The 25642-nt window shown below is 69.2% G+C and carries 22 protein-coding genes; 11 read left to right on the plus strand and 11 right to left on the minus strand.

The features are described 5' to 3' along the window. The first annotated feature begins 29 nt into the window (after positions 1-29). Genes QQX02_RS10055 through QQX02_RS10065 form a run of 3 tightly spaced genes read left to right on the plus strand, consistent with a single transcriptional unit; the run spans position 30 to position 1209 of the window. Positions 30-587, plus strand: coding sequence for a M48 family metallopeptidase (locus QQX02_RS10055; RefSeq protein ID WP_301142836.1), 558 nt, complete (start codon positions 30-32; stop codon positions 585-587). Between the two features lie 47 nt (positions 588-634). Further along, positions 635-841, plus strand: a complete 207-nt coding sequence (locus QQX02_RS10060; RefSeq protein WP_301142838.1) for a CopG family transcriptional regulator — start codon at positions 635-637, stop codon at positions 839-841. Continuing rightward, positions 841-1209: a type II toxin-antitoxin system death-on-curing family toxin gene (locus QQX02_RS10065; RefSeq protein WP_301142840.1), complete on the plus strand. Its 369-nt coding sequence runs from the start codon at positions 841-843 to the stop codon at positions 1207-1209. The genes QQX02_RS10060 and QQX02_RS10065 overlap by 1 nt, the downstream gene beginning before the upstream one ends. 9 nt (positions 1210-1218) lie before the next feature. On the opposite strand, the gene QQX02_RS10070 is transcribed toward QQX02_RS10065, so the two are convergent. From QQX02_RS10070 to QQX02_RS10080, 3 genes are read right to left on the minus strand one after another with little or no spacing between them, the layout of a single operon-like run. Beyond that, on the minus strand, positions 1219-2490 hold the full coding sequence (locus tag QQX02_RS10070) for a DHHW family protein (protein WP_301142841.1): 1272 nt from the start codon (positions 2488-2490) through the stop codon (positions 1219-1221). A gap of 1 nt (position 2491) precedes the next feature. After that, positions 2492-3946 carry an MBOAT family O-acyltransferase gene (locus tag QQX02_RS10075; protein WP_301142843.1) on the minus strand — a complete coding sequence of 485 codons (1455 nt, stop codon included), beginning with the start codon at positions 3944-3946 and terminating at the stop codon, positions 2492-2494. Positions 3947-3949: 3 nt separating this feature from the next. After that, the gene (locus QQX02_RS10080; RefSeq protein ID WP_301142844.1) at positions 3950-7090 is read right to left on the minus strand and encodes a CDP-glycerol glycerophosphotransferase family protein; all 3141 of its coding nucleotides are present in this window, start codon (positions 7088-7090) and stop codon (positions 3950-3952) included. 366 nt (positions 7091-7456) lie between these two features. On the opposite strand from QQX02_RS10080, the gene cimA reads away from it, so the two are divergent. Continuing rightward, a complete protein-coding gene (gene cimA / locus QQX02_RS10085; RefSeq protein ID WP_301142846.1) occupies positions 7457-9052 on the plus strand; it encodes a citramalate synthase in 1596 nt (531 codons plus the stop codon). Positions 9053-9100: 48 nt separating this feature from the next. Here cimA and QQX02_RS10090 read toward each other — a convergent pair whose 3' ends face one another. The 6 genes from QQX02_RS10090 to ybaK form a co-directional block, all read right to left on the minus strand. Further along, positions 9101-10303, minus strand: a complete 1203-nt coding sequence (locus tag QQX02_RS10090; RefSeq protein WP_301142847.1) for an EAL domain-containing response regulator — start codon at positions 10301-10303, stop codon at positions 9101-9103. Then, positions 10303-12840 carry a hybrid sensor histidine kinase/response regulator gene (locus tag QQX02_RS10095; RefSeq protein WP_301142848.1) on the minus strand — a complete coding sequence of 846 codons (2538 nt, stop codon included), beginning with the start codon at positions 12838-12840 and terminating at the stop codon, positions 10303-10305. The genes QQX02_RS10090 and QQX02_RS10095 overlap by 1 nt, the downstream gene beginning before the upstream one ends. Before the next feature lie 126 nt (positions 12841-12966). Continuing rightward, the gene (locus QQX02_RS10100) at positions 12967-13671 is read right to left on the minus strand and encodes a VIT1/CCC1 transporter family protein (protein WP_301142850.1); all 705 of its coding nucleotides are present in this window, start codon (positions 13669-13671) and stop codon (positions 12967-12969) included. Positions 13672-13794: 123 nt separating this feature from the next. Then, complete coding sequence (locus QQX02_RS10105; protein WP_436968508.1) at positions 13795-16497, minus strand: DEAD/DEAH box helicase; 2703 nt, start codon at positions 16495-16497, stop codon at positions 13795-13797. A 67-nt stretch (positions 16498-16564) separates the two neighbouring features. Continuing rightward, a complete protein-coding gene (locus QQX02_RS10110; protein WP_301142853.1) occupies positions 16565-17308 on the minus strand; it encodes a YggS family pyridoxal phosphate-dependent enzyme in 744 nt (247 codons plus the stop codon). Next, positions 17305-17799, minus strand: coding sequence for a Cys-tRNA(Pro) deacylase (gene ybaK, locus QQX02_RS10115; protein WP_301142854.1), 495 nt, complete (start codon positions 17797-17799; stop codon positions 17305-17307). The genes QQX02_RS10110 and ybaK overlap by 4 nt, the downstream gene beginning before the upstream one ends. A gap of 91 nt (positions 17800-17890) precedes the next feature. Between ybaK and rnhA the strand changes: the two genes are divergently transcribed. The 6 genes from rnhA (at position 17891) to QQX02_RS10145 (ending at position 22205) form a co-directional block, all read left to right on the plus strand. After that, positions 17891-18316, plus strand: a complete 426-nt coding sequence (gene rnhA / locus QQX02_RS10120) for a ribonuclease HI (protein ID WP_436968530.1) — start codon at positions 17891-17893, stop codon at positions 18314-18316. A 121-nt stretch (positions 18317-18437) separates the two neighbouring features. Further along, positions 18438-19091, plus strand: coding sequence for an IMPACT family protein (locus QQX02_RS10125; protein ID WP_301142857.1), 654 nt, complete (start codon positions 18438-18440; stop codon positions 19089-19091). Between the two features lie 132 nt (positions 19092-19223). Continuing rightward, positions 19224-19616 (plus strand): hypothetical protein, encoded by a 393-nt coding sequence (locus QQX02_RS10130; protein ID WP_301142858.1) that lies wholly within the window; start codon positions 19224-19226, stop codon positions 19614-19616. A 121-nt stretch (positions 19617-19737) separates the two neighbouring features. Then, entirely contained in the window at positions 19738-20382 is a 645-nt protein-coding gene (locus QQX02_RS10135) for a CueP family metal-binding protein (protein WP_301142859.1), read from the plus strand. A gap of 180 nt (positions 20383-20562) precedes the next feature. After that, complete coding sequence (locus QQX02_RS10140) at positions 20563-21126, plus strand: RNA polymerase sigma factor (protein ID WP_301142862.1); 564 nt, start codon at positions 20563-20565, stop codon at positions 21124-21126. Further along, positions 21123-22205: a hypothetical protein gene (locus QQX02_RS10145; protein WP_301142863.1), complete on the plus strand. Its 1083-nt coding sequence runs from the start codon at positions 21123-21125 to the stop codon at positions 22203-22205. Before QQX02_RS10140 ends, QQX02_RS10145 begins: the two co-directional genes overlap by 4 nt. Positions 22206-22302: 97 nt before the next feature. On the opposite strand, the gene QQX02_RS10150 is transcribed toward QQX02_RS10145, so the two are convergent. Beyond that, positions 22303-23865, minus strand: a complete 1563-nt coding sequence (locus tag QQX02_RS10150) for an MFS transporter (protein ID WP_301142864.1) — start codon at positions 23863-23865, stop codon at positions 22303-22305. Positions 23866-24103: 238 nt separating this feature from the next. Here QQX02_RS10150 and QQX02_RS10155 point away from each other — a divergent pair, with 238 nt between their 5' ends. After that, positions 24104-24667 carry a TetR/AcrR family transcriptional regulator gene (locus tag QQX02_RS10155; protein ID WP_301142866.1) on the plus strand — a complete coding sequence of 188 codons (564 nt, stop codon included), beginning with the start codon at positions 24104-24106 and terminating at the stop codon, positions 24665-24667. 63 nt (positions 24668-24730) lie between these two features. On the opposite strand, the gene QQX02_RS10160 is transcribed toward QQX02_RS10155, so the two are convergent. Next, positions 24731-25621, minus strand: coding sequence for a 3-methyladenine DNA glycosylase (locus tag QQX02_RS10160; protein ID WP_301142867.1), 891 nt, complete (start codon positions 25619-25621; stop codon positions 24731-24733). Positions 25622-25642: the final 21 nt, after the last annotated feature.

Consider the following 25642-nt stretch of genomic DNA (forward strand, 5'->3'; position numbering starts at 1 on the left):
TGGCAGCGGTCGCGCATACTGTTCTGGTCATGTCACGAGACCACGCCGAGTACCGATCCGCGGCCCCCTCGCTCGAGTACACGCTGCTGCGCAAGCGGATGCGGAGCATCCGCATGCGAGTGGTGCCGCCGGACGGCGAGATCCGTGTGAGCGCGCCGCACGCGACGCCGCTGTGGCAGATCGATCAGTTCGTGACGTCCAGGCGCACCTGGATCGCGAACCGACGCGCGTTGCTGGTGGGCATGGAGCCGCGGCTGGAGCACGGCGCCGAGGCGGAGGCGCTGAGGGCCGAGCTTGCGGACTGGCTCGAGATCCTGCTGCCGGCATGGTGCGCGGAGTTCGACGTGGAGACGCCTCACCTCTCTCTGCGAATCATGCGCACGCAGTGGGGGAGCTGTCGACCGTCCACGCGCCGCATCACGCTCAACATCGAGCTCGCGCGGCGCGGGTTCGAGATGGCCGAGTACGTCCTCGTGCACGAGCTCTGCCACCTGTTCGCGAACGGCCACGGGCGCGACTTCTACGCGCTCATGGACCTCCACCTGCCTGACTGGCGCGACCGCCGGAAGAGGCTGGGTCCGCTCTGAACGCCTGACCATGGGACGACGTGATACCACTTTGATACCATTGGGGGATGGCGATGACAGTGCGGATGACGGCGGAGCAGGACGCGATGGTCACGGCCCTCGCCAAGCGGTGGGGCGTCTCGAAGAACGAGGCGATTCTGCGAGCGGTCGAGGAGACGGCGAGCGAACACGACCGCGCTCGCGAGGTAAGTGAGATCTCACGAGAGATGATCGAGCGCTGGGGGCCGGTGCTGGACCGGCTCGGCTCGGTGTGATGACTCGTTTCCTCGCGCTTGAAGAGCTGCTGGACCTGTGCCGCGACCTCCACGTGGGTCCCGTGCGCGACATCGGTCTCCTCGACGCATCCGCGCAACGGCCGCAGACCACGCTGATGGGTGCGGACGCCTATCCCACCATCGAGATGAAGGCCGCCGCCCTGCTGCACTCCATCGTCGCGAATCAACCGCTCGGCGACGGGAACAAGCGGCTGGGATGGCATGCGCTCACGGTGTTCCTTGCCCTGAACGGGCGGAATGTGACACTGACTCTCGACGAGGCATTCGACCTCACGATGGCCGTCGCCAGCGGCGATCTGCGCGACGTGGAGGATATCGCGGCGCGACTGCGCACCGAGGCGCGGTAGCCGCGAGGGTCAGTCGCCCTCCACGTAGGTGCTGGCGCCCTTGACGTCCACCCACGAGGTCGAGTCGAAGCGCGTCACGCCCAGCAGCGACACCTGATTGTGGAGCACCATCATGATGTCCGCGTCGACGTCCGCGGCGAACTCGGTCATCTCGAGATCGCCGTCGTAGTGCCGCTCGTCGATGACGTACAGCTCGCGCACCCGCTCGGCGAGGTACATCGCGAACGGGTTGCCGTACGAGTCCTTGAGGAGCACCGCCGTGGTGTCCGACGGTGCATCCTCGTTCACGATCCGCAGCAGCCCGGAGTCGCCGCCCAGGAACACGCGGTAGCGATTGGCGTACAGCGAGTCCTCTTCGAGCCGGTAGGTGTTGATGAGCGGTGAGTCGCACGCGTCGTCCAGGCACTGGCGCGCCGAGAAACCGCCTTCCGGCTCCATCCAGGAGAGGAAGTCCTTGCCCGGGGTCACGGGCGCGGTCACGCGGCGCCCGAGCGTGCCGTAGAACGCCGCATCGTCGTAGATGACGCGCTCGTACGAGCGAGCGTCGTCCGGAATGTCGACGCCGAGCTCGTCCCGCGCCAGCTCGGCGGACTCCTGCACGGCGAGCGCCGCCGCGTCGGCCGTCCAGTGGTGATCGTTGCGGAAGTACTGCACCCGGAACAGCTCCGGGTCGTCGAAGGTCTGGGTGAGGTCGAGCATCGGGTCGCCGGTGTCGAGCGCGGCCAGCACATTCGGCCGCTCTGTGACCAGGTCGTTGCCCCACGCTTCCGGGGTCACCTCGGGTCGCAGCTCCTCCTTGCGCGGGGCGTAGATCCACATGAGCGGAATCTCGGCCTCCGCGAGCTGGTCGGACAGCGCCTGCGCGTTGGCGGCCATGTTCTCCGGCACCGAACGATCGAGGTGCCGCTCGAACAGGAACCCGTCGGGACCGTCCATGTAGACGTCGTCGACCACGGGATCCTGAAGCGCGTCCGTCTGCACCACTGCGTGGATGGACAGCCACGTGGCGCGTCCGGGGATCTGATCGCCTGCCCAGTCCTCGACACCGGCCATCCACGACTTGTCGATGACCGCCTCGATGGCCTCCACCGGCTCGTCCGGATCGGGCGCAGGGAACTCGACGAGGTCGCGGCCGTCGAGGTTCGAGGCACGCGGCTCCGTGCGCAGGGACAGCCCCACCAGCCCCACGATGACGATGGCGAAGAGCGCGACGCCCGGGAGGAGAGTCACGAGGAGAGTGCGGCGGCGCCGGGGGGCGGCGTGCGAAGGGGTATCAGCCATGTCAGAACCTGAAGTAGATGAACGGGGCGTACGTCAAGGAAACCATGTAGGCGGTCGCGATCAGCATGCACGCCACCACCACCACGGACCAGCCGATCGCGGCGCGTGTCGACAGCACGCGTGCTGCGCGAGTCTCGGCGAGGGACGTGAGGGACTCGTCGTCGTCCGGCAGCGCGATCTGACTGCGGACACGATCCATCAGCCACTTCGCGGCACCCGCGGCGAGCGCGATCGACACGATCGCGAGGCCCGCACCGCGCTGGAGGGCGAGCGTGGCGTGGGCGTCCCACAGGGGAACCCCGCCCGCGCCGAACAGCGAACGGTAGTAGGCCATCGCCTGGCCCACGTCGACGGCGCGGAACAGCACCCAGCCCAGCATCGCGACCAGGACGCCGTACACGTGCTGCAGCCATCGCGGCAGGCGTTCCAGGGGCTTCCCGATCGCGAACCGCTCGATGCCGATGAGCACTCCGTAGTAGAGGCCCCAGAGGACGAACGTCCACGCCGCGCCGTGCCACAGGCCCGTGAGCGCCCAGACCACGAAGAGGTTGCGCCACACCTTGAGGGGCGAGACGCGGGAGCCGCCCAGCGGGATGTACACGTAGTCGCGGAACCATGACCCCAGCGAGATGTGCCACCGCTGCCAGAACTCGCGGGCGGAGCGTGCGAGGTACGGGTAGCGGAAGTTCTCGTGGAAGCGGACGCCCATCATGGCCGCAAGGCCGATGGCGATGTCCGAGTAAGCGGAGAAGTCCAGATAGATCTGCAGCGAGTAGAGGATGACTGCCAGCCACGCGGCCCCCACCGACGTGGGATGGCCGCTCGCGAACAGGCTGTCGACGATGGGTGCGATCGAGTCCGCCAGCACGGCCTTCTTCGCGAGACCGGTCGCCACGCGGATCGCGCCATACGTGAACAGTCCCGGATCGAACTTAGGGTTCGCGAGTTGAGGGCCGATGTGGGCCCACCGCACGATCGGCCCCGCGACCAGGTGCGGGTACATCGCCAGGAACCCGGAGAAGTCGAGCAGCCCGGGGGCGCCGTCGTCGCGGCGGCGGTAGATGTCCACGAGGTAGCTGATCGACATGAACGTGTAGAAGCTCACGCCGATGGGCAAGGGGAGGTTGACGTCGGCGGACACGCGCTCGAGGCCCAAGGAGTCGAGGACGAACTCGAGGTACTTGAACACCACCAACGGGATCGAGATCACGACGATGCCGACGGTGAGCCACCACTTGCGGGCCACGCCCTGCGCGCGCAGCAGCACCTTGCCGAGGTAGTAGGTGACCATGCCGGTGCCGAGGATCAGCAGCACCAGGACGGGCTCGCCCCAGGCGTAGAACACCGCGCTCGTGACGAGCAGGGGAATGGTCCTCCATCGCGCAGGGAAGACGTAGAACAGCGCCATCGCGATGGGCAGGAACAGGAAGACAAAGACGATGCTCGTGAAGACCATCGGCTAGCTCCTGTCCGTCATCAGCGTCTCGACCACGCGCGCTGAGGCCGACCCGTCGTCCTGGGGACAATACCGAGCGGCGAAGGCGTCGATGTCGAAGCCGGGCAGCGCGCCCTCGGTCAGCGCCGTCTCGATCGCCTCATGCACCTCGTCGTCGGTGCGCGTGAGGGGGCCGGGCAGGTCCTTCTCCATGTCGAGGTAGAAGCCACGGAGCTCGTCCCGGTACCGGTCCAGATCCGGCACATGGAAGATCATGGGCCGGCGCAGGTTCGCGAAGTCGAAGAACAGTGACGAGTAGTCCGTGATCAGCACGTCTGTCGCCGCCAGCAGGTCCTGCGTGTCCGGATAGTCGGAGACGTCGACGACGGCGCTGGACGCCTCGTCAGGAATCACCACGGTGGTGCGGTCCAGGACGTGCTTGCGCACCAGCAGCACCGCATCGGCGCCGAAGCGGCGGGCGAAGAGCACGGGATCGATGTTGCCCGCGGGCCCCTGGCCGCTCGCGCTTCCCAGCTGGTCGTCACGGAACGTCGGCGCGAAGAGCACGATGCGCCGGGTGGGCGAGAGCCGGTACGCGCGGCGCACACGCGCCTCGGCTTCGAGCCGTGCGACGCCGAAGAACACATCGTTGCGTGGGTACCCCAGCTCCACGATGTCGCCGTCGAACTGGAAGGCCGATCGCATCACGGACGAGGAGTGGGGGTTCGGCGACAGGAGCACCGACCACTGCTGGGCCGCCGTCGTCGCTCTCTCGACGTAGCCGGAATCCCGTCCCGTGACCACGTCGAGATCGTGAAGCATGCGCTTGAGCGGAGTGCCGTGCCACGTCTGGATGTAGACGCGCCGGGCGTCGCTGTGGACGTAGTGCGGCAGGCTCTGGTTCGAGACCCAGAATCGAGCCCGGCCCAGGTGGACGAAGTAGCGCAGCGACAGGCGCTTGACCACGTCGGCCCCTCCGCCGATGTTCGCTGGCCGCCCGTTGTACGCCCACACCGTGCGAAGGTCGGGCCTGCTGCGCAGGACCTCCTCGTAGATCGCCCGCGGGCTGTCACCGAACTGCTTGCCCACACCGGACTCGAACACCACGCGGCGATCATCCCGCGGCAGCGCCGATGCGACCCGGAGTACCAGGCGCGCGAGCGGGAAGTACAGATCGGAGCGCCGCAGTCGCCGGTAGCCCGACGTCGCGATGCGCTCGAGAGTCCGTCGCGCATCGGCCGTGATGCGCAGTCGCCGCGTGCGATGGGCCGATGCGATCGCGGCGTGGATCCGTGCGTTCGCCTGCTGGTCGCGCGGGGGGTAGTACGAGTCCGCGACCTGGACGTTCTCATCCGAGGGCTGGAGACCGTTGCCGATGACTCTCCCCAGCGCGCCGATCACCTGCGCCCGCGTGAAGGCGATGTCGCCGGGCAGGTCCGAATCGAGGTCGAGGTGGGATCCCTTGCGGCCCAGGAACCGGTCGCGGTCGAACTGGAAGTACAGCACCGGTCGGTGGAGCAGCGCCGCATCGAAGCCCACGGAGGAGTAGTCCGTGAGCACCACAGCGGAGTCGATCAGCAGGTCCTGCACGCTGATCTCGCCCGGCCGCATGACAGTGACGCCGGCATCCTCGAAGTCGGCGACGTAGCGGCGCATGTTGGGGTGCAGCGAGAGCACCACCTCGAGTCCCGCATCGGCACACATGGCGACGAATGTCGGGTCGGAGAGCAGACCGTGCCACTCGCGCGAGTACTCGCTGCCCGCATAGTCATCGGGGTTGGCAAGCCAGTCGCGCCAGGTGGGAATCACCAGCAGTCGCTTGCGGGGCGTGGGATGGTGCGCCATCAACGTGTCGAAGCGCGACAGCCCGGTCACGGCGATCTGTCTGGGCCGGTAGCCGAAGTCGCGCACCAACAGGTCGCGCTCGCGCTCGGAGCTCGCAATGACGAGGTCGGGCGAGAAGCCGTCGGCGTCGCGACCGTAGAGGTCGGCCATCCACTTGGTGCCCATGATGCCGTGCTGCAGGAACACGCGCAGGCCCCTCACCCGTGCATCGAAGCGGTCGGTGCGCAGCGGGTACAGGTATCCGGGGTGGTGCGAACCGATGATGCGGGTGGCGTGCAGGACCGTGCGAGCGTGATCGATGGTCCCCGCCCTGACGACGGTGCCCACCGCGGCCGCGCGGTCGAAGTCGGGGCTGTCGGCGTCGATCACTGCACGCGCGTCGATCTCGGGGTGATGCTCGCTCAGCCATGAGAAGAAGGCGAAGGCCGTGTCCTGGAACCGGTCGGGCCGCTCCCCGATCACCCAGATGGGCCGCTGAGAAGGGTGCCGCACCCGGGCCCACGCGCGCCGCGCCCGGATGAGTCGTGACTCGGATCGGATGAACGACATCACGTCGCGCGGCAGCCGGCTGTGGGTGAAGGAGAGGCGTTTCGCCTTGAAGGTGAAGAAGGGGCTGAAGACGTGGCCACGGTCGCCGTCGACCGCGAAGCTCGGGTCCATGCGCACCACGCCCGCGGTGCGGGGCCGGGGGACGCGCACCCGCACGGTGTCCGCGTGCTCGAACGTGATCTCCAACGAGACGTCGAGGGTGCCAGGGTCGACGAACGCGTCGAGCGTGTCGGTCCACGCCAGCGTGGCGCGGAACGCGTGCCGCTGGAGGCCTCCCACCGCCTTCGACGCACGCCAGGTGCGGAGGGGAACCGCGACCTCGTTGTCGGTGCCGCGCTCGCGCAGCACCAGGTTCGCTGACGAGGCGCCGTGGGGCGGAACCCAGGCGCGCCCCATGATCGTCGTGCCCGACTGACGGGAGACCATCGCGTTGGTCACGACCTTGGGCGTGGGCGGGAAGGGTGGGCCGGAGACCACCACGACGGTGCCCGCTCCTGAGATCGAGACGAGGGCGGCGGAGGAGCCCGCGCGGAAGGGACGCATCTCCCCGACGGTCACGTCTCGCGGCAGTGCGAGCGGCGCACGTGAGTCGCCGGTCATTGCGTGGAGCGACCAGCGTTCGCGCTCGTCGCCGGCGAAGCGGCGCAGGTCGATCTCTGCGACCGTGCGTGCGCCGTCAGTGAGCAGCCGCAACGGGATCTGGACTCCCGACGTCCGCGACACCGCGACCACGGAGTGGGGCGGGGGATCGAGGTGGGTAAGCGACACCATGACGGAATCGCCGTGCTGGCGGAGGGCCGTCGAGACAGCACTACGACCACCTGCGTGCACGGAATCCATCCTTTTTTGCGCATGCTGCGCTAGCCGGGGAGATGTGAAGAAGGTTCATTTTACCCAGCGGAGGCTCAGATGCTTCTCAGGCGCATCGCCCCATGCCCGCGCATCGGTGCGATGCCGCTGATGTGCCGCCAGCGGGCGCTATGCCATACTGAACCCGATGTATGCCGCGATCATCATTCCGTAGCGCGTCGGCGACCACCCTCCCGACGCGCAGCCTCCCGTACCCTGGGGGGCTTTTTTGTTGGGCGAACGGTGGTCGCACGTTGTCGCGGGTGAGCACGAACCGAGGAGAACACGATGACGGATCTCACAGTGGAGGTCTACGACACGACTCTGCGCGATGGCGCGCAGCAGGAGGGCATGAATCTGTCCGTCGCGGACAAGATGGCGATCGCACCCCTGCTCGACGAGCTCGGCGTGGGCGTCATTGAAGGGGGATGGCCCGGCGCGGTGCCCAAGGACACCGAGTTCTTTGCGCTCGCGGCCAAGGAGCTGACGTTCAGGAACGCTCAGCTCGCCGCCTTCGGCATGACGCGCAAGGCCGGCACCACCGCCGCCGCGGACCCGCAGGTGCGCGCGCTGCTCGACTCAGAGGCGCCCATCGTCACGCTGGTCGCAAAGTCGGACATCCGTCACGCCGAGCGCGCGCTTCGCGTCGCGCCCGACGAGAACCTGCGCATGATCGAGGAGACTGTCGCGTTCCTCGCGGGGGAGGGCCGGCGCGTGATCCTCGACGCGGAGCACTTCTTCGACGGCTACCAGTACGACGCCGAGTACGCGATCCGCGCGCTGCAGGCGGGCGTCGCGGCCGGCGCCGATGTGGTGTGCCTGTGCGACACCAACGGCGGCATGCTGCCCGATGACGTGAGCGAGATCGTGCGCGCCGTGGGCGAGCGCGTGGACGCAGTGCTCGGCATGCACGCACACAACGACTCCGGCTGTGCGGTGGCCAACTCGATGGCCGCCGTGGCCGCGGGCGCCACCCACGTGCAGGGCTGCGTGAATGGCTATGGCGAGCGCACGGGCAACGCAGATCTGGTCGCGGTGGTCGCGAACCTCGAGCTCAAGCGCGGCGTCAGCGCACTCAAGCACGACGGCCTCGCGGAGTCGACCCGGATCGCTCACGCCATCGCCGAGATCACCAACATCGCGCCGTTCGCGCGCCAGCCGTACGTCGGCGCCTCGGCCTTCGCGCACAAGGCTGGCCTGCACGCATCGGCGATCCGCGTGGATCCCGACCTCTACCAGCACCTGGACCCTTCGCTGGTGGGCAACGACATGCGCATGCTCGTGTCCGAGATGGCGGGCCGCGCCTCGATCGAGCTCAAGGGCAAGGAACTCGGGTTCGACCTGGCGGGGCAGAACGAGCTCCTGGGCCGCGTGACGGATCGCGTCAAGCACGCGGAGGCCGCCGGCTACACCTTCGATGCGGCCGATGCGTCCTTCGAGCTCCTGCTGCGCAGCGAGCTGGGGGAGACGCCGGCGTTCTGGGACGTCGAGACCTGGCGCGTGCGCGTCTCGTCAGTGCCGGGCGACCCGACCGATGCCGACGCCGAGGCCGTGGTGAAGGTGCGCGCGGGATCCGAGCGCATCGTCGCCCTGGGCGAGGGGAACGGACCGGTGAACGCCCTCGACCACGCCCTGCGCGACGCGCTGTGCGGCGTCTACCCGGAGATCGAGGAGTTCGAGCTCACCGACTTCAAGGTGCGCATCATGGAGGCGTCCCACGGCACCGATGCGGTCACCCGGGTGCTCATCACGACCGTCCACCGCGAGACCGGGACGACGTGGCGCACCGTGGGGGTGGGCCCGAACGTCATCGAGGCATCGTGGGAGGCGCTCGCCGACTCGCTCGTCTACGGGCTGCTCAAGGCGGGCGTCGAACGGCGCTAGCGGGGGCGTCGGTCAGGCACGCTGCGTCGTTCAGGTGCGCTGCGTCGTTCAAGTACGCAGTGCCGGTGCCGTCCACGATGCGAGGGCCTCGGGGAACATGGGGCGTGCGATGTGGAACCCCTGCGCATGATCGCACCCGAACTCGGTCAGCAGATCGATGACCGCGGCGCACTCGACGCCTTCGGCCGTGCACTCGAGGCCGAGCGCATGGGCGAGGTCCAGCATCGAGCGGACGAAGATCTCCGCCTCCCGGGTCTCCGCGATCTCCATCACGAAGGAGCGGTCGATCTTCACCTCGCTGAACGGCAGCGCGGCCAGCTGGCGCATCGACGAATAGCCCACGCCGAAGTCGTCGATCGAGAGGCGGAAGCCTTGAAGTCGCAGCCGGGTGAGCAGCTCCAGCGAGAGCCGGGCATCCTCGAGAGGGCTGGTCTCCGTCAGCTCCAGGATCACCCGGTGGGGATCCACGCCGGCCTTCTTGCAGGCTCCGGCGAGGCGCTGGTCCAGTCCCGGCGTGCTGAACTCGCTCGCGGACAGGTTGATCGACAGGTGCTCGTCGCCGGGACCCACCACATCGGCGAACCACGCCAATGCGTCCGCGAACACGCGGTCGGTCAGCGCCGCCGCCAGGCCGGTCTTCTCTGCGCGCGTGACGAAGATCGACGGAGGAACCGGCACGCCATCGACCTCCCACCTCGACAGCACCTCGTAGCCCACGACGGCGCGGGTCCGGCAGGACACCTTGGGCTGGAGAGCGAACCTCACGTCGCCGTCGTCGAGCGCTCGCTGGAACACCTCGACGAACTGCGGGTCGTCCCAGGGGGAGAGGGGCTCGTCGCTGCCCAGCGCCGCCTGTCGGCGCGGGTTGGGGGTGGCACTCAGCACGGCCTCGACGTCAGCGGCCGTGAACGGCTTCGCCAAGGCCCCTGCGTAGGTGAGCCCGTGGGCCGCGGTGACCTCTTGGGCGGCACCGATCACCCGGGCGCCCATGCCGCTCGAGATGACGACGGCGGCCTCGGAGCCCGCCTTGGCCAACGCGTCGAGGACTGCCAGGCCGTCCATGTGATCCATCACCAGATCGACCACCACGTGGGTGGGATGCCACTGGCGTTCGATCTCGAAGAACGTGGCGGCGTCATCCGTGACGCGCCCCTCGAAGCCGGCCGCCTCGACGTGCGCTCGCAGCATCTGACCGACGAGCGGGTCGTCGTCGATGATGAGTACGCGTCCAGCGCCGTCTGAGTCGATCATCACTCCTCGCCTGCCGCCCCGGTCATCTGTTCATGAACGCGAAGGGCCAGCTCCTGGGCCGAGTACGGCTTGGTCAGCAGCGCGACGCCTTCGTCGAGTCTGCCGTCGTGCATGATCACATTCTCGGTGTAGCCCGAAGCGTACAAGACCGGGGTGCCCGGACGAGCGGCGACCACGTGTCGTGCGAGGTCACGTCCGGTCATGCCCTCGGGCATGATGACGTCGGTGAAGAGCAGATCGATGGTCTCCATCTCCTCCAGACGCGCGACGGCCTCCGGACCGGTCGAGGTCGGCACCACGTCGTACCCGAGGGCGCGCAGGTGATCCGTGGCGAAGCTGCGCACCAGCGGGTCGTCCTCTGCGAGCAGGATGACGCCGCTTCCGCTCTCCGGCGCTGTGCGGGTGGCACGGGCGGACGTGGCCGCAGCGGACCCGGCGGGCGCCAGCGGCAGGTAGAGCCGGAAGGCGGATCCGATTCCCACCTCGGAGTAGACCGTGATGTGGCCGCCGCTCTGACGTGCGAACCCCCACGCCATCGCGAGGCCCATGCCCGACCCTTGTCCCACCTCCTTGGTGGTGAAGAACGGCTCGAAGAGGTGGTCGAGAGCCTCCGGCGCGATGCCGGTCCCGGAGTCCGTCACCGTCACCGTCACGTAGGTGCCGGGATCCACCTCGGCGTGGGCGGTCGTGTACCTCTCGTCCAAGTGCTGGAGCGACGTCTCCAGGGTGAGGGAGCCGCCATCGGGCATCGCGTCCCGGGCGTTGATCGCGAGGTTCAGCACCGCGTTCTCGAACTGGCCCGGGTCCACCAAGGCCGGGGGCAGTCCCGGCTCCAGCACGGACGTGATGGTGATCCCGCTGCCCAGGGTGCGGTGCAGCAGGGGCGCGAACTCCTCGAGGAGCCGGTTGAGGTCGGTGTGCTGGGGGGAGAGAGGCTGACGCCGCGCGAAGGCGAGCAGGCGGCTCGTGAGCTGACCTCCCCGGTCGGCGGCCTGGCGGACGAGTCCGATCATCTCTCGAGACTCGGGCGAGATGCCGCCGTCACGCGCGACCGCATCTGCTCCACCGATCACCACCGTGAGGAGGTTGTTGAAATCGTGAGCGATGCCCCCGGTGAGGCGCCCCACCGCTTCGAGCCTCTGCGCCTGCTCGAGCTGTTCGCTCAGGAGCCGCGTCTGCGTGACGTCCCGGAGGAACACGGTGATCCCGAGCTCGCTCGGCGTCGCGGTGATCTCCAGCCAGCGATCCTGGGTGCGGTCGTGGAAGGACAGGAACTGCTGCTCGCGGGTGGCGATCGCCGTGCGATAGGCGTCGTGGACCGGCGTGTTGATGATGTTCGGGTACTCCGTCCGAAGGTCATGGCCCAGCAGTGACTCCCGCGCCTGGCCCAGCATCTCCTGGGCGTGGTCGTTCATGTAGGTGATGTTCCAGTGAGCATCGAGACCCAGGACGCCGTCGGACATGCTGTCGAGGATCACGTCGCGCTCGCGTGCAAGCTGCTGCGCCTGCTGCTTGAGCGCCCGGGTGCGGTGGATGTCGATGGAGCTTCCCCACCAGCGCGCGACCCTGCCGTCGTTCCCGACTTCGGGCTTGGCGCTCACGCGGTGCCAGCGATGCTCGCCATCGCGACTGCGCACCCGACACTCAACCTCGTACGGCTGCGCGTTCTCGATCGAGGTGGACCACCGCTCGACCATCATCTCCTTGTCGTGGGGGTGCACGAGGCTGAGCCAGCCGTCCCCGACGAAGTCCTGCACGTCGCCGCCGGCGTAGTCTGCGAGCGCCTCGCTGACGTAGTCGACCACACCGTCCGCGGTCGCGCTCCACACGGCGAGAGGAAGCGCGCGCGTGAGCTCGGTGAACCGGCGCCGCTGCGCCTCGGCGGAGGACTCCGCCTCCCGCCACGGGGTGAGATCCTGAATCGTCCCTCGCAGAAGCTGGGGCCGGCCCTGCTCGTCGCGCAGAGGCTCTCCGATGATGAGGATGGTGCGGCGAGCGCCGTCGGCCGCGTCGATGAGGCACTCCTCCATGAATGGATCGCCGTCCTCGGCCGAGAGTGTGATGGCGTCGCGGAGTCGATTGCGGTCACCCGCGGTGAAGTACTCGAGCGACTCCTCGGAGGTGGGACGGTAACCGGCCGGTTGCCCGTGGATCTCGGCGACCTCATCCGACCAGGTGACGTCGCCGGTGCCGTAGTCGTAGGTCCAGGTGCCGATGCGGCTCAGACGGCCCACGGTGGTGAGGGCCGGGGCCGCACTGGCCACGGCGGAGTGCTCTGCGTCCGCGGGCTCCGGATCTGCCGAGGCTGCCGGGCCTGCCGCGACTGCCGGACCTGCGGAGGCCGGGGAGGGTGGTACGACGGGGTGCCTCCAAGCCGATGCGGCGGCCACGAGGAGCGCGAGGACCATCGCCGCCGCGCCGAGGATGGCGATGATCGCCGACTGCTGCGTCGCGATCGCGAGGACGACGATCAGCCCTGCTAGCGCTGCCGTGACGACGGCGCCGACCCGTGCCGCACGCGGTATCGCTGTCTGCATCGACGCCATGATGGACTGTAACAAGCCCGGGTGGGGCGGGTGAAGGGACACGTGACCACTTCCGCATGAGCGCACGCCTCGCGGCGCGTCGGGTGGCGGCGCGGGGAGCTGATCGCCGTCCTCGCCTTACAGCGCCACTCCCACCAGATGGCCGATGCCGTAGGTGATCGCCATCGCCAGCGTGCCGCCGACCACGTTCCGCACGATCGCGCGGGGGTACGGAGAGTGCGCGATCCACGCGGACGTGGTGCCGGTGAGCGCGAGCGCCACGACCACGGCGGCGAAGGTGAGCGGCACCTGCAAGGGGGGTGAGGCGAGCAGGATGGTCAGCAGCGGAATGATGCCGCCGACGGTGAAGGCGCCGAGCGACGCCACGCCCGCCTGCAGCGGGCTGACCAGCTGCTTGGGGTCGATCCCGAGGTGCATCAGTGCGTGGATCGCAAGGGCGTCGTGCTCGGTCTGCTCCTTCGCGGCCAGGTGTGCGGTCGGTTCTGACATGCCGGTGCGCATGTTGAGCCGCGTGAGCTGCTCGAGCTCCCACTCCGGCCGCTCGTCGTGCCAGCGCTCTTCGCGTGCGAGCTGTGCGTGCTCGGCGTCGCGCTGCGACGAGACCGAGACGTACTCGCCGACGCCCATCGACAGCGCGCCCGCGGCGAGTCCGGCCGCGCCCGCGGCCAGGATGGCGGCGTGGTTCTCGGGCGTCGCTGCGGCCACTCCGACCACCAGCGCCGCGATCGAGACGATGCCATCGTTCGCCCCGAGCACGCCCGCTCGCAGTTGGTTCAGGCGGCCGGTGATGCGGTTCTCATCTGGTTCTGCGCGACTGCTCATGCGGTCAGAGTAGGCCTGCGCGAGCATCGGCGCTAGCAAGGCGAGCCTCATTTGGGAGCACCGAAACCCCTGGTAACGGTACGGTTGAAAGCGGAATTCGGCGCGGCGTCGTGCGCTGCGTGGCTACTGCGCGCCCACGTCGAGCATCTCGATCACGGGTGCGCCGGCCTCGTCGGACGCGTCGAGGTCGACGAGCGCCGTGAAGGCCCAGTCGTGATCGCCTGCGGGATCGTCGATGACCTGACGGACCACCCAGGCGCCCTGCGGAAGCGTCGCGTCGGGCGCGGATGCGAGCGCCGCTCGCGCACGCCCGTCCTCGTGGTCGTCGCCGGGCTCGACGAAGGTGATCAGCGCGGCCGCACGCGCATCGGGCCCGATGCCGATCGCTTCACCGCCCTGTGCCTCGAAGAGCGGGTCGAGCGCGTCGCGCCACGCCTGCGCGTTCCATCCCGAGGCTCCGTCGAGCGCGCCGAGCGCCGAGTAGTCCTCGCGCGACGCGAGTTCGATGCGCCGGAACATCGCATTGCGCACCAGGCGGCGCAGCACGCGAGGGTTGCCGGACATAGGACGCGAGGGACCGGCCACGGTGCTCGACGCGGCAGCGGCGTGGGGGTCCACGTCGTCGCCGATCGCGACCTCGGGGTTGAGCAGGCGCTCCCACTCGTCCAGCAGCGACGAGTCGGTCGAGCGCACGATCTCGCCGAGCCAGGCGGTGATGGACTCGACCTCGTCGGTGCGGTGCTCTTCGGGAACTGTCTGGCGCAGGGCGCGGTAGGCCTCAGCCAGGTAGCGGAGCACCACCCCCTCGGTGCGCTCGAGGCCGTACACCGACACCAGGTCGCCGAACGACATCGCCTTCTCGAGCATGTCCCGTACGACGGACTTGGGGGACAGTTCGGCGCCGAGGATCCAGGGGTTGGTGCGGCGGTAGGCGATGAACGCGGGTTCGAGGAGGTCCGCGAGGGGCTTGGGCCAGGTGACGTCCTCGAGCAGTTCCATGCGCTCGTCGTACTCGATGCCGTCCGCCTTCATCGCGGCGACGGCCACGCCCTTGGCCTCGTGCTGCTGCGCCATGAGGATCTGGCGTGGATCCGACAGCGTCGCCTCGATGACGGAGACGACGTCCATGGCGTGATCGGGTGCCTCGACATTGAGGAGGTCCATCGCCGCGAGGGCGAACGGCGACAGCGGTTGGTTGAGTGCGAAGTTCCGGGGGACGTCGACCGTGAGTCGCACGGATGGGCGTTCGCCCCGCGGGTGGGTGGGGTCGGCCACCCGGTGATGCTCGACGACGCCGGCGATCCTCAACGAACGGTAGATCCTCAGCGCCTGGCGCATGTGTGCCGAGCGTTGAGCAGGCGTGTCGTGCACGGACTCCAGGAGGGTGCGCATCGCGAGCACCGGGTCCTCAGGCTCGCGGTCCAGGAACGGGTTGGGAACGCCCCGGGACAGGATGTTGAGGACCATCGCGTGCGTCACCGCGAACCGGCTGGTGAGCGGTTCCGGAGGCGCGTCCCTGAGCCTCTCGAACGTCGCATCGGTCCAGTTCACGGAGCCCGCGGGAGCACCCTTGCGCACGATCTTCTTGAGCTTCTTCGGATCGTCGCCCGCCTTGGCGAGCGACTTCCGATTCTCGATCACGTGCTCGGGCGCCATGACGAGGACCTCGCCCTCGGTGTCGAACCCCGCACGGCCCGCGCGCCCCGCGATCTGGTGGAACTCGCGCGCCGTGAGGTGGCGCATCCGCTCGCCGTCGTACTTCACCAGGGACGTGAGCAGCACCGTGCGGATCGGCACGTTGATGCCGACGCCGAGGGTGTCCGTTCCGCAGACCACCTTGAGAAGGCCCTGCTGCGTGAGCCGCTCGACGGTGCGCCGGTACTTGGGGAGCATGCCGGCGTGGTGGACGCCGATCCCCGCCCGCAGGAACTTGCTCAGCGTCTTGCCGAAGCCCGTGGAGAAGCGCGTGTCCCCGAGCGCATCGGCGATGGCCTGGCGTTCCGTCTTGGTCGCGACCTGAGTGCTGAGCAGCGCCTGCGCGCGATCCACCGCGTCCTTCTGCGTGAAGTGGACGATGTACACCGGCGCGCGGCCGGTCTCGACGATCCGCTCGACCACCTCGGGAAGCGGTTCGGTGCTGTAGTCGAAGGTGAGCGGGACCGGGCGTTCGAGAGTGGTCACCTCGGCGACGGCGCGGTCGCTGCGGTCCTTGAGCGCGTCGACCAGCCACGCGGTGTCGCCCAGCGTCGCGGACATGAGCACGAACTGCGTGCGCGGCAGCTCGATGAGCGGCACCTGCCATGCCCAGCCGCGCTGCGGGTCCGAGTAGAAGTGGAACTCATCCATCACGACGAGCGAGGCGTCCGTCGCCGCACCGTCGCGGAGCGCGAGGTTCGCCAGGATCTCCGCGGTGCAGCAGATGATCGGGGCGTCCGGGTTGACCGCCGAATCACCCGTCATCATGCCGACGTTCTCGGTGCCGAACATCTCAATCAGGGCGAAGAACTTCTCGCTCACGAGCGCCTTGAGCGGCGCCGTGTAGTACGTGCGGCCGCCGGTGCCGGCGCGCTGGGCGGCGAGCGCGGCGAAGTGCGCTCCGGTCGCCACGAGAGTCTTGCCGGAGCCGGTGGGCGTGGCCAGAATCACGTGCGAGCCCGACACGATCTCGATGAGCGCCTCGTCCTGGTGCGGATACAGCGGAAGACCCTCGTCGGAGGCCCACGCGCTGAACGCCTCGTAGAGCGCGTCGGGGTCGGGGGCGACGCCAGGCGTCGGCTCTGGCAGGCGAGTGAGGAGTCGGGCGTCGGCGGAGGTCATCGTGACCATTGTGGCGGACGGGAGTCCTCGCGTTCCCACACGAGGGAGCGGGGCCCCGAAATGAGTGCCGACGTTCCTACGTCGTGGGGGTGGGGCGTTGACCCATGACCGCAGAGCCCACGCGCACCATCGTCGCGCCCTCCGCGATGGCCCACTCGAGGTCGCGGGACATGCCCATCGACAGGTGCCACGCGTCAGTCAGGGGGAGCGCGCCGCTCTCGGAGCGGATCAGGGCCGCATCGCGGATCTCGCGCAGCCGGCGGTAGCCGGCGCGCACGGCCTCCTCGTCGCGGGAGTGGAGCCCGATGGTCATGAACCCCGTGACCGTCAGCGCGGGCAGCGCCTGCACCGCCGCAGCGAGGTCCAGGGCGTCGTCGGGCTCCACCCCTGACTTGGACTCCTCGCCCGAGACGTTGACCTGGATCATCACGTCGAGCTCCCGCCCGGCCTCGACGCACAGCCGTGACAGCCGCTCCGCGAGTCGCATCGAGTCGACGGTCTGGACGCAGTCCGCGAACTCGACGGCGATGGCCGCCTTGTTGCGCTGGAGCTGGCCGATCACGTGGACCCGCGCCCCCGCAGCGCGCAGCGCCTCGCCCTTCTCGGCGAGCTCCTGCATGCGCGACTCGCCCACGATCCTGGCGCCGGCCGCGACCGCCGCCACCGCCGCATCGGCGCTCCAGGTCTTGGTCGCGACCAGCAGGCGCACGCCCGACCCCGCCCGTCCGCACGAGGCCTCGGCGATGTGGACCCGGGCCTTCACGTCGGCCACGCGCGCGGCATAGTCCCAGTCACCGGGGGGAGCGGCGAGCGTGCTCATGCGTCCTTCGCGATGGGAGCCGTCGCCGCGTCGGTGAGCGACACCAGGTCCGCGGGCGCGAGCTCGATGTCGAGGCCGCGGCGCCCGCCCGAGACGTACACCTGGTCGTGGTCGAATGCGCTCGAGTCGATGATGGCGGGCAGCTTCTTTCGCCCGCCCAGCGGTGAGATGCCGCCCAGCACGTACCCCGTGACACGCTCGGCCTCGTCGGGCTCCGCCATGATCGCCTTCTTGACGCCGACGGCGCGCGCCACGGCTTTCAGGTCCAGCAGTCCGGCCACAGGCACGACCGCGAGCATCAGCGCATCGTCCGCCTTGACGCACAGCGTCTTGAAGACGCGTTCCGGGGCCGCGCTCAAGGCCTGCGCGGCCTCGTGCCCGTACGAGAGCTCGGACGAGGGGTCGTGGTCGTAGTGGTGGAGGGTGTGCGCGACGTCCGCCGCGAGCAGAGCCGCGACTGCGGGCGTGCTCGCACTCTCGTGGCTGCTCATGGGCACCAGTGTGCCGCATGTGCGACGGCGTCCAGCCGCGCGCATGGCCTACGCTCTCGGGGTGACCAGCGACACCCTGACCCCTGTGGACATGTGGACCGACGGCGCCTGCAAGGGCAACCCCGGCGTGGGCGGATGGGGAGCGTGGATGCGCACCGGAGGCAAGGAGCGCGAGCTATTCGGCGGCGAGCTCCAGACCACGAACAACCGCATGGAGCTCACCGCGGTGATCGAGGGCCTCAAGGCGCTCAACCGGCCGTGCGCCGTGACGCTTCATGTCGACTCCACGTACGTCATGAACGGCGTCACCAAGTGGATTCACGGCTGGAAGCGCAACGGCTGGAAGACCGGCGACAAGAAGCCGGTCAAGAACAAGGAGCTGTGGATCGCGCTCGACGAGCAGGTCGCGCGGCATGAGATCACCTGGGTGTGGGTCAAGGGCCACGCGGGAGATCCGGGCAACGAGCGCGCGGACCAGCTGGCGAACAAGGGCGTCGACAAGGTCCGCGGCGCCTGACCCGCCGATCCGCCAACCCGCCCGCCCTCCTGCTGTAGGAAGGTTCTGTACACCGTTCGTGCTCGGAGCACGTCCTGGAGGACGATTCTGTGCGCTCGGCCCTCCGCGCTAGCCTGCCGAGGTGACCTCCCGCCCGCTCCCGTCGACTGTTCGCTCGGCCGTCGAGCATCGCGTGGAGGTCAAGAAGTCGGTCTTCCTCGCTCGGCTCGAGCCCGTCGCGTCCGTTGAGGCGGCCGATGCGGTCGTCGCCCGGGTGCGCAAGGAGCACTGGGAGGCGCGGCATCACTGCACGGCGCTCGTGATCGGGCCGCACGCGGACCGGCAGCGATCCAATGACGACGGCGAGCCCGCGGGCACCGCCGGGGCGCCCATGCTCGAGGTGCTGCGCCACCGAGAGGTCACCGACCTCGTGGCCGTGGTGACCCGCTGGTTCGGCGGGACACTGCTGGGCGCCGGCGGACTCGTGAGGGCGTATGGCGGCGCGGTGACCGGCGCGCTCGATCGCGCTCGGCTCGTGGAGCGGGTGCACCTCACCCAGGTGACGGCCGATGCGCCCCAGGCGGAGGCAGGCAGGATCGTCGCGTACTTGCACCAGTGGGCGGAGGCGCACGGTGCCGTGCTGGACGATCCTGTGTACGGCAAGGCGGTGAGCCTCTCGATCCACGCGGCGCCAGAACTGGTGCCGGTGCTCGAGGCGGACATGGCCGCGCTGACGGGTGGTGCGGTGGCGATGACGGTGGGCGAGACGGCGATCGTGGACCGGCCTGCGCCCTAGTCTCGTGGTCCTGACGTGCCTCGTCGACGTGGACCGAGAGTGAACCGTGGACATCACTTGCCTCGGTGGCGGATCCGTACGGGCCTATCGTCCCGGATCGGGGTTCCAGAATTCGGATTACCCTGGCATGCAATGCACACGCGATTCGTCTCCGCACGCCGCGACAGTTCTTCGGTCGCGGCGCGAGTGATCGCGCTCGCGGGTCTCGTGGCCGTGATGGCTGCGCTGGCATTCGGCTCGCTCCACACCACGGGAGATGCGGCGCCTATGGCCGCCGGCGTGGCGCACGCAGTCGTCGATTCCACTCATGCCGACGCGGGTTGCGCCACCTGTGGCGAGCACGAGGGCGGCGTCATGGCGGCGTGCCTCATGGTGCTCGTGATCGTCGTGATGATGAGCTCGACGCGGGGCATGCCGCACTCATGGGAGATCAGGATTCCCGCGCGTGAACGTCGGTGGGCGCCGCGAACCCTCCACCGACCGATGACTCCCAGCCTCAACGTTCTCTGCATCTGTCGTACGTGAGGGATCGGCGCGCATGCCCGCCCGTCTGGGCCTGGCAGTCAGTCTCGCGCCGCATCCGTCTCGACCCGCTCCCACCCGGACCGGGCGAACCCTCACTCACCTCACGACACAAGGACTGATCATGCACCGCACCCTCTCTCTCACCGCGCGACGCACCGTCGCGATCATCGCCGCCACTGCGGCCATCAGCATCGGCGTCTCGGCCTGCTCGGGCACGCCCGAGACTGAACCCGTCACCGATTCCTCGGCACCCACGGCCGCCGCTGAGGCCACCGCCACGGCCGACGCCATGCTCGAGGCGCAGGGGCTCGACGGCCTCGACACCCGCGCGCTCATCGACACGCTCGATGCGACGGCGCTGTCCGAGCGGCCCGAGGGCCTCATGGCCTCCGTGCGCCCCGACGAGCTTCTGCTCACGGACGCGACTGGCGCCGAGGCCTCCGTGCCGATGCCGGATGACGCGTTCTACGTCTCCTTCGCTCCGTATGTCGACACGACCCACGAGTGCTACTTCCACTCGCTCACCACGTGCGTCGGTGAGCTCCAGGGCGAGCAGATCGACGTTGTCGTGACTGACTCCGCGACCGGCGAGGTGCTGGTCGACGAGACGATGACGACGTTCGACAACGGATTCGTCGGCATGTGGCTCCCGCGGGACATCGAGGCGGACGTGACCGTGGAGCACGACGGGCTCAGCGCGAGCACCACCGTCTCCACGTCGAACGCTGACGACGCGACCTGCATCACGACGATGCAGCTCGCCTGACGCGACCGGCAGGACACCATGAGCGATGGCGGCGGGGACCCCGGAGGAACGGGGTCGCCCGCCGCCATGGCTCTGCCTCGAGCGTCGATGCCGGGGTGCTGAGCCCTCTCCAGGGAGCACCCCCAACCGGATCGGTCCGCGGTACGTTCTTGCTGGCATGACAGGCGGGGGGACCACGGGGTGAGCGGTTGGCGCGAGACGCTCGACGACCTGGTGCGGCTTCGCGGCCGGGCGCTCTTCGGCTACGCGTACATGCTCACGGGGGAGGCGACGAGCGCCGAGGACCTGCTGCAAGACGCCCTCGTGAAGGCCTTCCGCAGCGGCCGCCACGCGCGAGACCTCGATGCTGCGCACGTGTACGTGAAGCGCTCCATCGCGACGTCGTTCATCGACGCTGGCAGGCGCGCGGCGGCGCGGCCCGTCGTCGCCTCGGGCGGCGACCAGTTCGAGACCTGGGCCCGCCAGCATCCGGCGGCCGCGGATCACAGCTCCCGCGTCGACAACGCGATCGACCTGCGGGCGGCGCTCCTCACGCTGTCTCCGCGCGAGCGCGCGTGCGTGGTGCTCCGCTACGTCGAAGACATGTCCACGGCGGACGTGGCGGACACCCTCGGGATCGCAGTGGGGTCGGTCAAGCGATATGTGTCCGATGGGGTCGCACGGCTCAGAATCGCGCTTCCGGAGATGCGCTTCGAGGGGCCAGAGACGGTGGCGGTTCAGGCGCATGAAGGGGGGACGCGATGAGTGACGCGCGTGAGGCGTTCCACGACCTGCACGGACTCGCAGGCGCGGGGTTCGATGACTCGACCCTTGCCGACGGACCCGATCGAGTGGGACGCCGGGTGGCGCGGTGGCGCGATGTCCGTGCGGCGCTGATGTCGGCGGCGAGCATCGTGGCGATCGCAGCAGTCGCGGTGGGCGTCAACGAAGCGCGCTGGGCCGAGCCGATGCCCGGCGAGCCGCTCGCGCCTACCGTGACCGCATCGGCGATGCCCGAGCCCGGAGTCTCGACGGGACCTGCGGACCGGGTCGGGTGTGCGGAGGCGACCGTGGTGCCCGGCAAGGCGGTGGGGAACTTTGGTGGGCTCGAGGGTTGGTTCAACGGAACGCCCGTGGCACCGTGCGCGGAGTGGGACGAGCAGATTCTCGATCATCCCGACACAGTGCTGATCCATACCGGCGACAACACCATGGTCGAGGCGTACTACCGCACGAGCATCGACGCGCTCGGTGTGTACGCCGATTTGGGACCGGACTTCGCGGTGCCGAACCCCGCGCCCGACTGGCCGGCAGACTCGTTCGTGCTGATCGACGCGCGCACCGGTGAGGTGCTCGAGACCTGGCCGGTGTCCGACTTCGCGACGGACCTGATGGAGGAGGCGCAGGAGGCAGAGCGGCTCGACGAACGTCTGGTGGCCGACGCGAACGCGCTGGCAGATCACCTCGAGTCACTCGCCGCGTCCGAGGTGGCACCCGAGGGGTATGTCTTCGAGACCTCGTCCCGCGGGGCGGGGGACGACAGCGACATCGCGTCGGTGCTGACCTACGAGCCCACCCCGAGGCCGAGCGGGCCGTTGGGGTCGCATGGCCTCGCGGTGCGGCTGCAGCCAGGCGACAACGACGAGCTCATGCCCCCCGAGGCGACACTGGTCGAGCGCGACCTGATCGTTCCGGGGTCCGTGATGTTCGAGTACCCCGGGACGGACTCGCTGCAGCTGTCGATCCCCATCGGCTCGGACGCGCACCTCACGCTGGTGGGCAACGGCAACGCGGCCGATGGCTACCTCCTCGTGCCCTTCGCGCGCGAGATTCTCGCCGAGTAGGAACCCGACAGCGCCCCCGGACGGATCCGGGGGCGCTGCGGTGGTGCGAGGGTCGCGGACATGTCTCCACGTGCGTTGCCCCGCGAGGGTGAGAGAGCTACGGGCGCCTCTCGGCAGGCGCGCCCCCTCCGGTCGTGGTGGTCGAGTGAGCCCCAGCGGCGACGGGAACGACGGCGCCCGGCACCGGCGCGCCTGCCGCCTCGGCCTCCGCCAACTCTTCCGCAGTGGGGGACCGGTGGCTGTCGGTGGGGCGGGCGTTCACCAGGATCGCTGCCACGACCGCGGCGAGCAGCACCGCACCCACGGACACCCACATGGCCGTGGTGAAGCCCTGCACCGCGGCCTCGCTGACGTCCGCAGCGGCCCCGCCGTTGTCGGCGATCCACGTGCTGGTGACGGTGGCGGCGACGGTGTTGAGCAGCGCGATGCCGATCGACCCGCCCACCTGCTGAGTGGTGTTCAGCGTTGCCGACACCACGCCGGCGTCGGTGCCACGCACCCCGCCGGTGGCGGTCGCCATCGACGGCATGAACGTCAGGCCCATGCCGAGCCCCAGGAACAGCAGACCGGGGAACACGCTGACCCAGTACGACGACCCGACCTCGATCTGCGTGAGGTAGGTGAGCGCCGCGGCCGCGGTCAGCAGTCCTGGCACCATGAGCCGGCGCGGGCCGACCCGCGGCAGCAGGCGTGCGGAGAGCACCACCGCGCCGGTCATCATGCCCACCACCATGGGCAGGAACGCGAGGCCGGTCGCCATGGGTGAGTAGCCCTGGACGCCCTGCATGTAGTACGTGAGGAACAGGAACACGCCGAACATGCCGATCTGCGAGAGCCCCACCGCCGTGAGCGCACCGACGCGGTTCCGGTCGCGCAGCAGGTGCAGCGGCAGCAGGGCGTGCGGCGTGCGGCGCTCCACCTGGACGAATGCGGCCATCAGCAGCACTCCGACGGCGAGCGAGCCGAGGACGATCGTGGAGGTCCAGCCGTCCTGCTCCGCCTCGCTCAGTCCGAAGACGATCGCGAGCAGTCCGCCCGAGGCGAGCAGCGCGCCAGGAACGTCCAGGCGCACGCGGACGCCTCCAGTGCCGTGGTCACGCAGGAACAGCGCAGCGCCGACGACCGCCAGCATCGCGATGGGCACGTTGACCATGAGCGTCCATCGCCAATCGACGTACTGAGTGAGAGCGCCGCCAAGAATGAGGCCGATGGCGGCACCGCCGCCAGCGATCGCGCCGTAGACGCCCAGGGCGCGGGCGCGCTCGCGAGCGTCGGTGAAGGTGACATTGAGCATCGACAGCGCGGCCGGCGCGAGGAGCGCGGCGAAGACGCCCTGAAGAGCGCGGGCGGTGATCAGGATCTCGAAGTTCTGAGCGAGACCTCCGAGCGCTGAGGCGACGGCGAAGCCGCTGAGGCCGATGATGAGCGTGCGCTTGCGACCCAGGACGTCGCCCAGCCGCCCGCCGAGCAGCAGGAGGCCACCGAAGGCAAGCGTGTAGGCGGTGATGACCCATTGGCGGTCGGCGTCAGAGATGCCGAGGTCGGCTTGGGCAGTCGGCAGAGCGATGTTGACGATGGTCATGTCGAGCACGACCATGAGCTGTGCGAGCCCGATCGCGGCGAGGCCCCACCAGCGGCGGGGATCGGGTGTGGTGTCCATGGGGGACCTTTCGTGACGGCGACCGCGGTGGCGACGAGTGCGTCTGCGGTCGGCGCTGGCGGGAATGCCGGTGAGGGCGTGTGCGTGACCTCGGGCGAGGTCGGCGCGTGGAACGGTGGCGGAGGTGCTTGCAGAACTTCCTAGCCGTCCGGTAAGTTACGAGAGTGACGCTAGCGGCACTACTAGCCGGCCGTCAAGTAGATTTCTCAAGAACTTTCGGAGCAGGTAGGGAGCAGTCATGGTGGAGTCAGGCACGCGCCGACGGGGCGATACGCGGGAGCGCATCCAGACCGTCGCGCTCGAGCGCTTCACCGCCAACGGCTACGACCAGACCTCCCTGCGAGAGATCGCGGAGGACCTCGGCGTCACGAAGGCGGCGCTGTACTACCACTTCAAGACCAAAGAGGAGATCCTCGATTCGCTCCTGCGCCAGGTCTCGACTGATGTCGATGCGCTGGTGTCGTGGATGCTCGACGGGCCGTCCACGCGTGAACGACGGCTCGAGATGATCCGGCGGCTCGGAGAGGTCACCCGCGGTGCCGGTGGCGGGGTGATGCAGTGCGTCCAGCAGAACGAGGTGGCGCTGCACAACCTTCGCGCCACCACGGACCTGGTCCACGACATCAAGCAGCGGCTCTGGGCGGCCGCGCTTCCCGAGGACGCCACGGTCGAGGACAAGCTGCGCATGCGCATGGCCGTCATGGGCGTGCTGTTCGCCAACAAGCCGGGCAGTGACCTGGGTGGCACCGCGGACGAGCGGTCCGCCGCCGCGCTCGCGATCGCCGCGGACGTGATTCCCTAGCTGGACGGGTACGAGAACTTCCTCCACGATGCACCGCGAGGGCGAAGCGGGTACAGAACCTTCCTACAGCGGGGTGGGGGAGAGGATCGCGTCGCAGATCTCGATCAGGCGCTGGCGCAACGGCGCCGCCCGCTCCGAGAACTCCCGCTGACGGCGCGCGTACTCGCTCTTGCCCTCCGGGGTCTCGACGGGGATGGCGGCGAGCCCGTACGAGGACACGTCATACGGCGACGCCTGCATGTCGACCCGACGCACGTCGCGCGCCAGCTCGAAGCAGTCGAGCATCAGGTCGCTCGGCACCGCAGGCTCGAGCTTGAGGCACCACTTGTACAGGTCCATGGTCGCGTGCAGGCAGCCGGGCTGCTCCATCGCGGGCTGGGAGAGTCGCGTGAGCGCGTGGGCGTTGCGGGGAGTCGCGTCAGCAGTGAAGAACCGGAACGCGTCGAAGTGGGTGCACTGCAGCGGATGCGCCTCGACCACCGCATCGGTGCCGTCACCACCCAGGCGCAGCGGCAGCCCGTGGCGCCGGCCAGCATCGGAGGCGCGATAGACCATCGCCCACTCGTGCATCCCGAAGCAGCCCAGCAGGGGAGCCCGGCCCGCCGTCGCGACCAGCAGACGCCGGATGTGCGTGACGGCGTCGCCGCGGTCGGCGCGGAAGGCCTCGGCATCGACAGCGGTGACCTGACCCTCCGTGCGGTACCAACGCCACTCCTGGTGCTCGGGGGCCTCGGCAAGCGCGACGCCGATGCCGGGGTGCCACCGGCGGAGCCTGCCGGGCTTGGTCGCGTAGTACTCGAACAGGAAGTCCTCGATCGCGTGGCGCTCGCCACGCGAGCGTCGTTCGAGGTGGTCCGCCGTGAGTGCGTCGGCCCGGTCGCGGTGCGTCGATGCACGCGCGCGCCAGTCCGCGGCAGCGAGCGGCGCGACGCGAGACACGGCGGTGGTGGGCATGGGCGCCATTCTCGCAGGGCG

The sequence above is a fragment of the Demequina muriae genome, assembly GCF_030418295.1.
GTDB classification, from domain to species: Bacteria; Actinomycetota; Actinomycetes; order Actinomycetales; family Demequinaceae; genus Demequina; species Demequina muriae.

What these genes read in the sequence shown, in the direction of transcription:
- cimA (WP_301142846.1), top strand. Translation starts at nt 7,457, where the DNA reads ATGACGGATCTCACAGTGGAGGTCTACGACACGACTCTGCGCGATGGC.
- QQX02_RS10095 (WP_301142848.1), bottom strand. Translation starts at nt 12,840, where the DNA reads ATGCAGACAGCGATACCGCGTGCGGCACGGGTCGGCGCCGTCGTCACG.
- QQX02_RS10135 (WP_301142859.1), top strand. Translation starts at nt 19,738, where the DNA reads ATGCACCGCACCCTCTCTCTCACCGCGCGACGCACCGTCGCGATCATC.
- QQX02_RS10080 (WP_301142844.1), bottom strand. Translation starts at nt 7,090, where the DNA reads ATGGTGTCGCTTACCCACCTCGATCCCCCGCCCCACTCCGTGGTCGCG.
- QQX02_RS10130 (WP_301142858.1), top strand. Translation starts at nt 19,224, where the DNA reads ATGCACACGCGATTCGTCTCCGCACGCCGCGACAGTTCTTCGGTCGCG.
- QQX02_RS10060 (WP_301142838.1), top strand. Translation starts at nt 635, where the DNA reads ATGGCGATGACAGTGCGGATGACGGCGGAGCAGGACGCGATGGTCACG.
- QQX02_RS10065 (WP_301142840.1), top strand. Translation starts at nt 841, where the DNA reads ATGACTCGTTTCCTCGCGCTTGAAGAGCTGCTGGACCTGTGCCGCGAC.
- QQX02_RS10145 (WP_301142863.1), top strand. Translation starts at nt 21,123, where the DNA reads ATGAGTGACGCGCGTGAGGCGTTCCACGACCTGCACGGACTCGCAGGC.
- QQX02_RS10055 (WP_301142836.1), top strand. Translation starts at nt 30, where the DNA reads ATGTCACGAGACCACGCCGAGTACCGATCCGCGGCCCCCTCGCTCGAG.
- QQX02_RS10155 (WP_301142866.1), top strand. Translation starts at nt 24,104, where the DNA reads ATGGTGGAGTCAGGCACGCGCCGACGGGGCGATACGCGGGAGCGCATC.
- QQX02_RS10160 (WP_301142867.1), bottom strand. Translation starts at nt 25,621, where the DNA reads ATGCCCACCACCGCCGTGTCTCGCGTCGCGCCGCTCGCTGCCGCGGAC.
- QQX02_RS10090 (WP_301142847.1), bottom strand. Translation starts at nt 10,303, where the DNA reads ATGATCGACTCAGACGGCGCTGGACGCGTACTCATCATCGACGACGAC.
- QQX02_RS10110 (WP_301142853.1), bottom strand. Translation starts at nt 17,308, where the DNA reads ATGAGCACGCTCGCCGCTCCCCCCGGTGACTGGGACTATGCCGCGCGC.
- QQX02_RS10100 (WP_301142850.1), bottom strand. Translation starts at nt 13,671, where the DNA reads ATGAGCAGTCGCGCAGAACCAGATGAGAACCGCATCACCGGCCGCCTG.
- rnhA (WP_436968530.1), top strand. Translation starts at nt 17,891, where the DNA reads ATGTGGACCGACGGCGCCTGCAAGGGCAACCCCGGCGTGGGCGGATGG.
- QQX02_RS10075 (WP_301142843.1), bottom strand. Translation starts at nt 3,946, where the DNA reads ATGGTCTTCACGAGCATCGTCTTTGTCTTCCTGTTCCTGCCCATCGCG.
- ybaK (WP_301142854.1), bottom strand. Translation starts at nt 17,799, where the DNA reads ATGAGCAGCCACGAGAGTGCGAGCACGCCCGCAGTCGCGGCTCTGCTC.
- QQX02_RS10070 (WP_301142841.1), bottom strand. Translation starts at nt 2,490, where the DNA reads ATGGCTGATACCCCTTCGCACGCCGCCCCCCGGCGCCGCCGCACTCTC.
- QQX02_RS10150 (WP_301142864.1), bottom strand. Translation starts at nt 23,865, where the DNA reads ATGGACACCACACCCGATCCCCGCCGCTGGTGGGGCCTCGCCGCGATC.
- QQX02_RS10105 (WP_436968508.1), bottom strand. Translation starts at nt 16,497, where the DNA reads ATGGTCACGATGACCTCCGCCGACGCCCGACTCCTCACTCGCCTGCCA.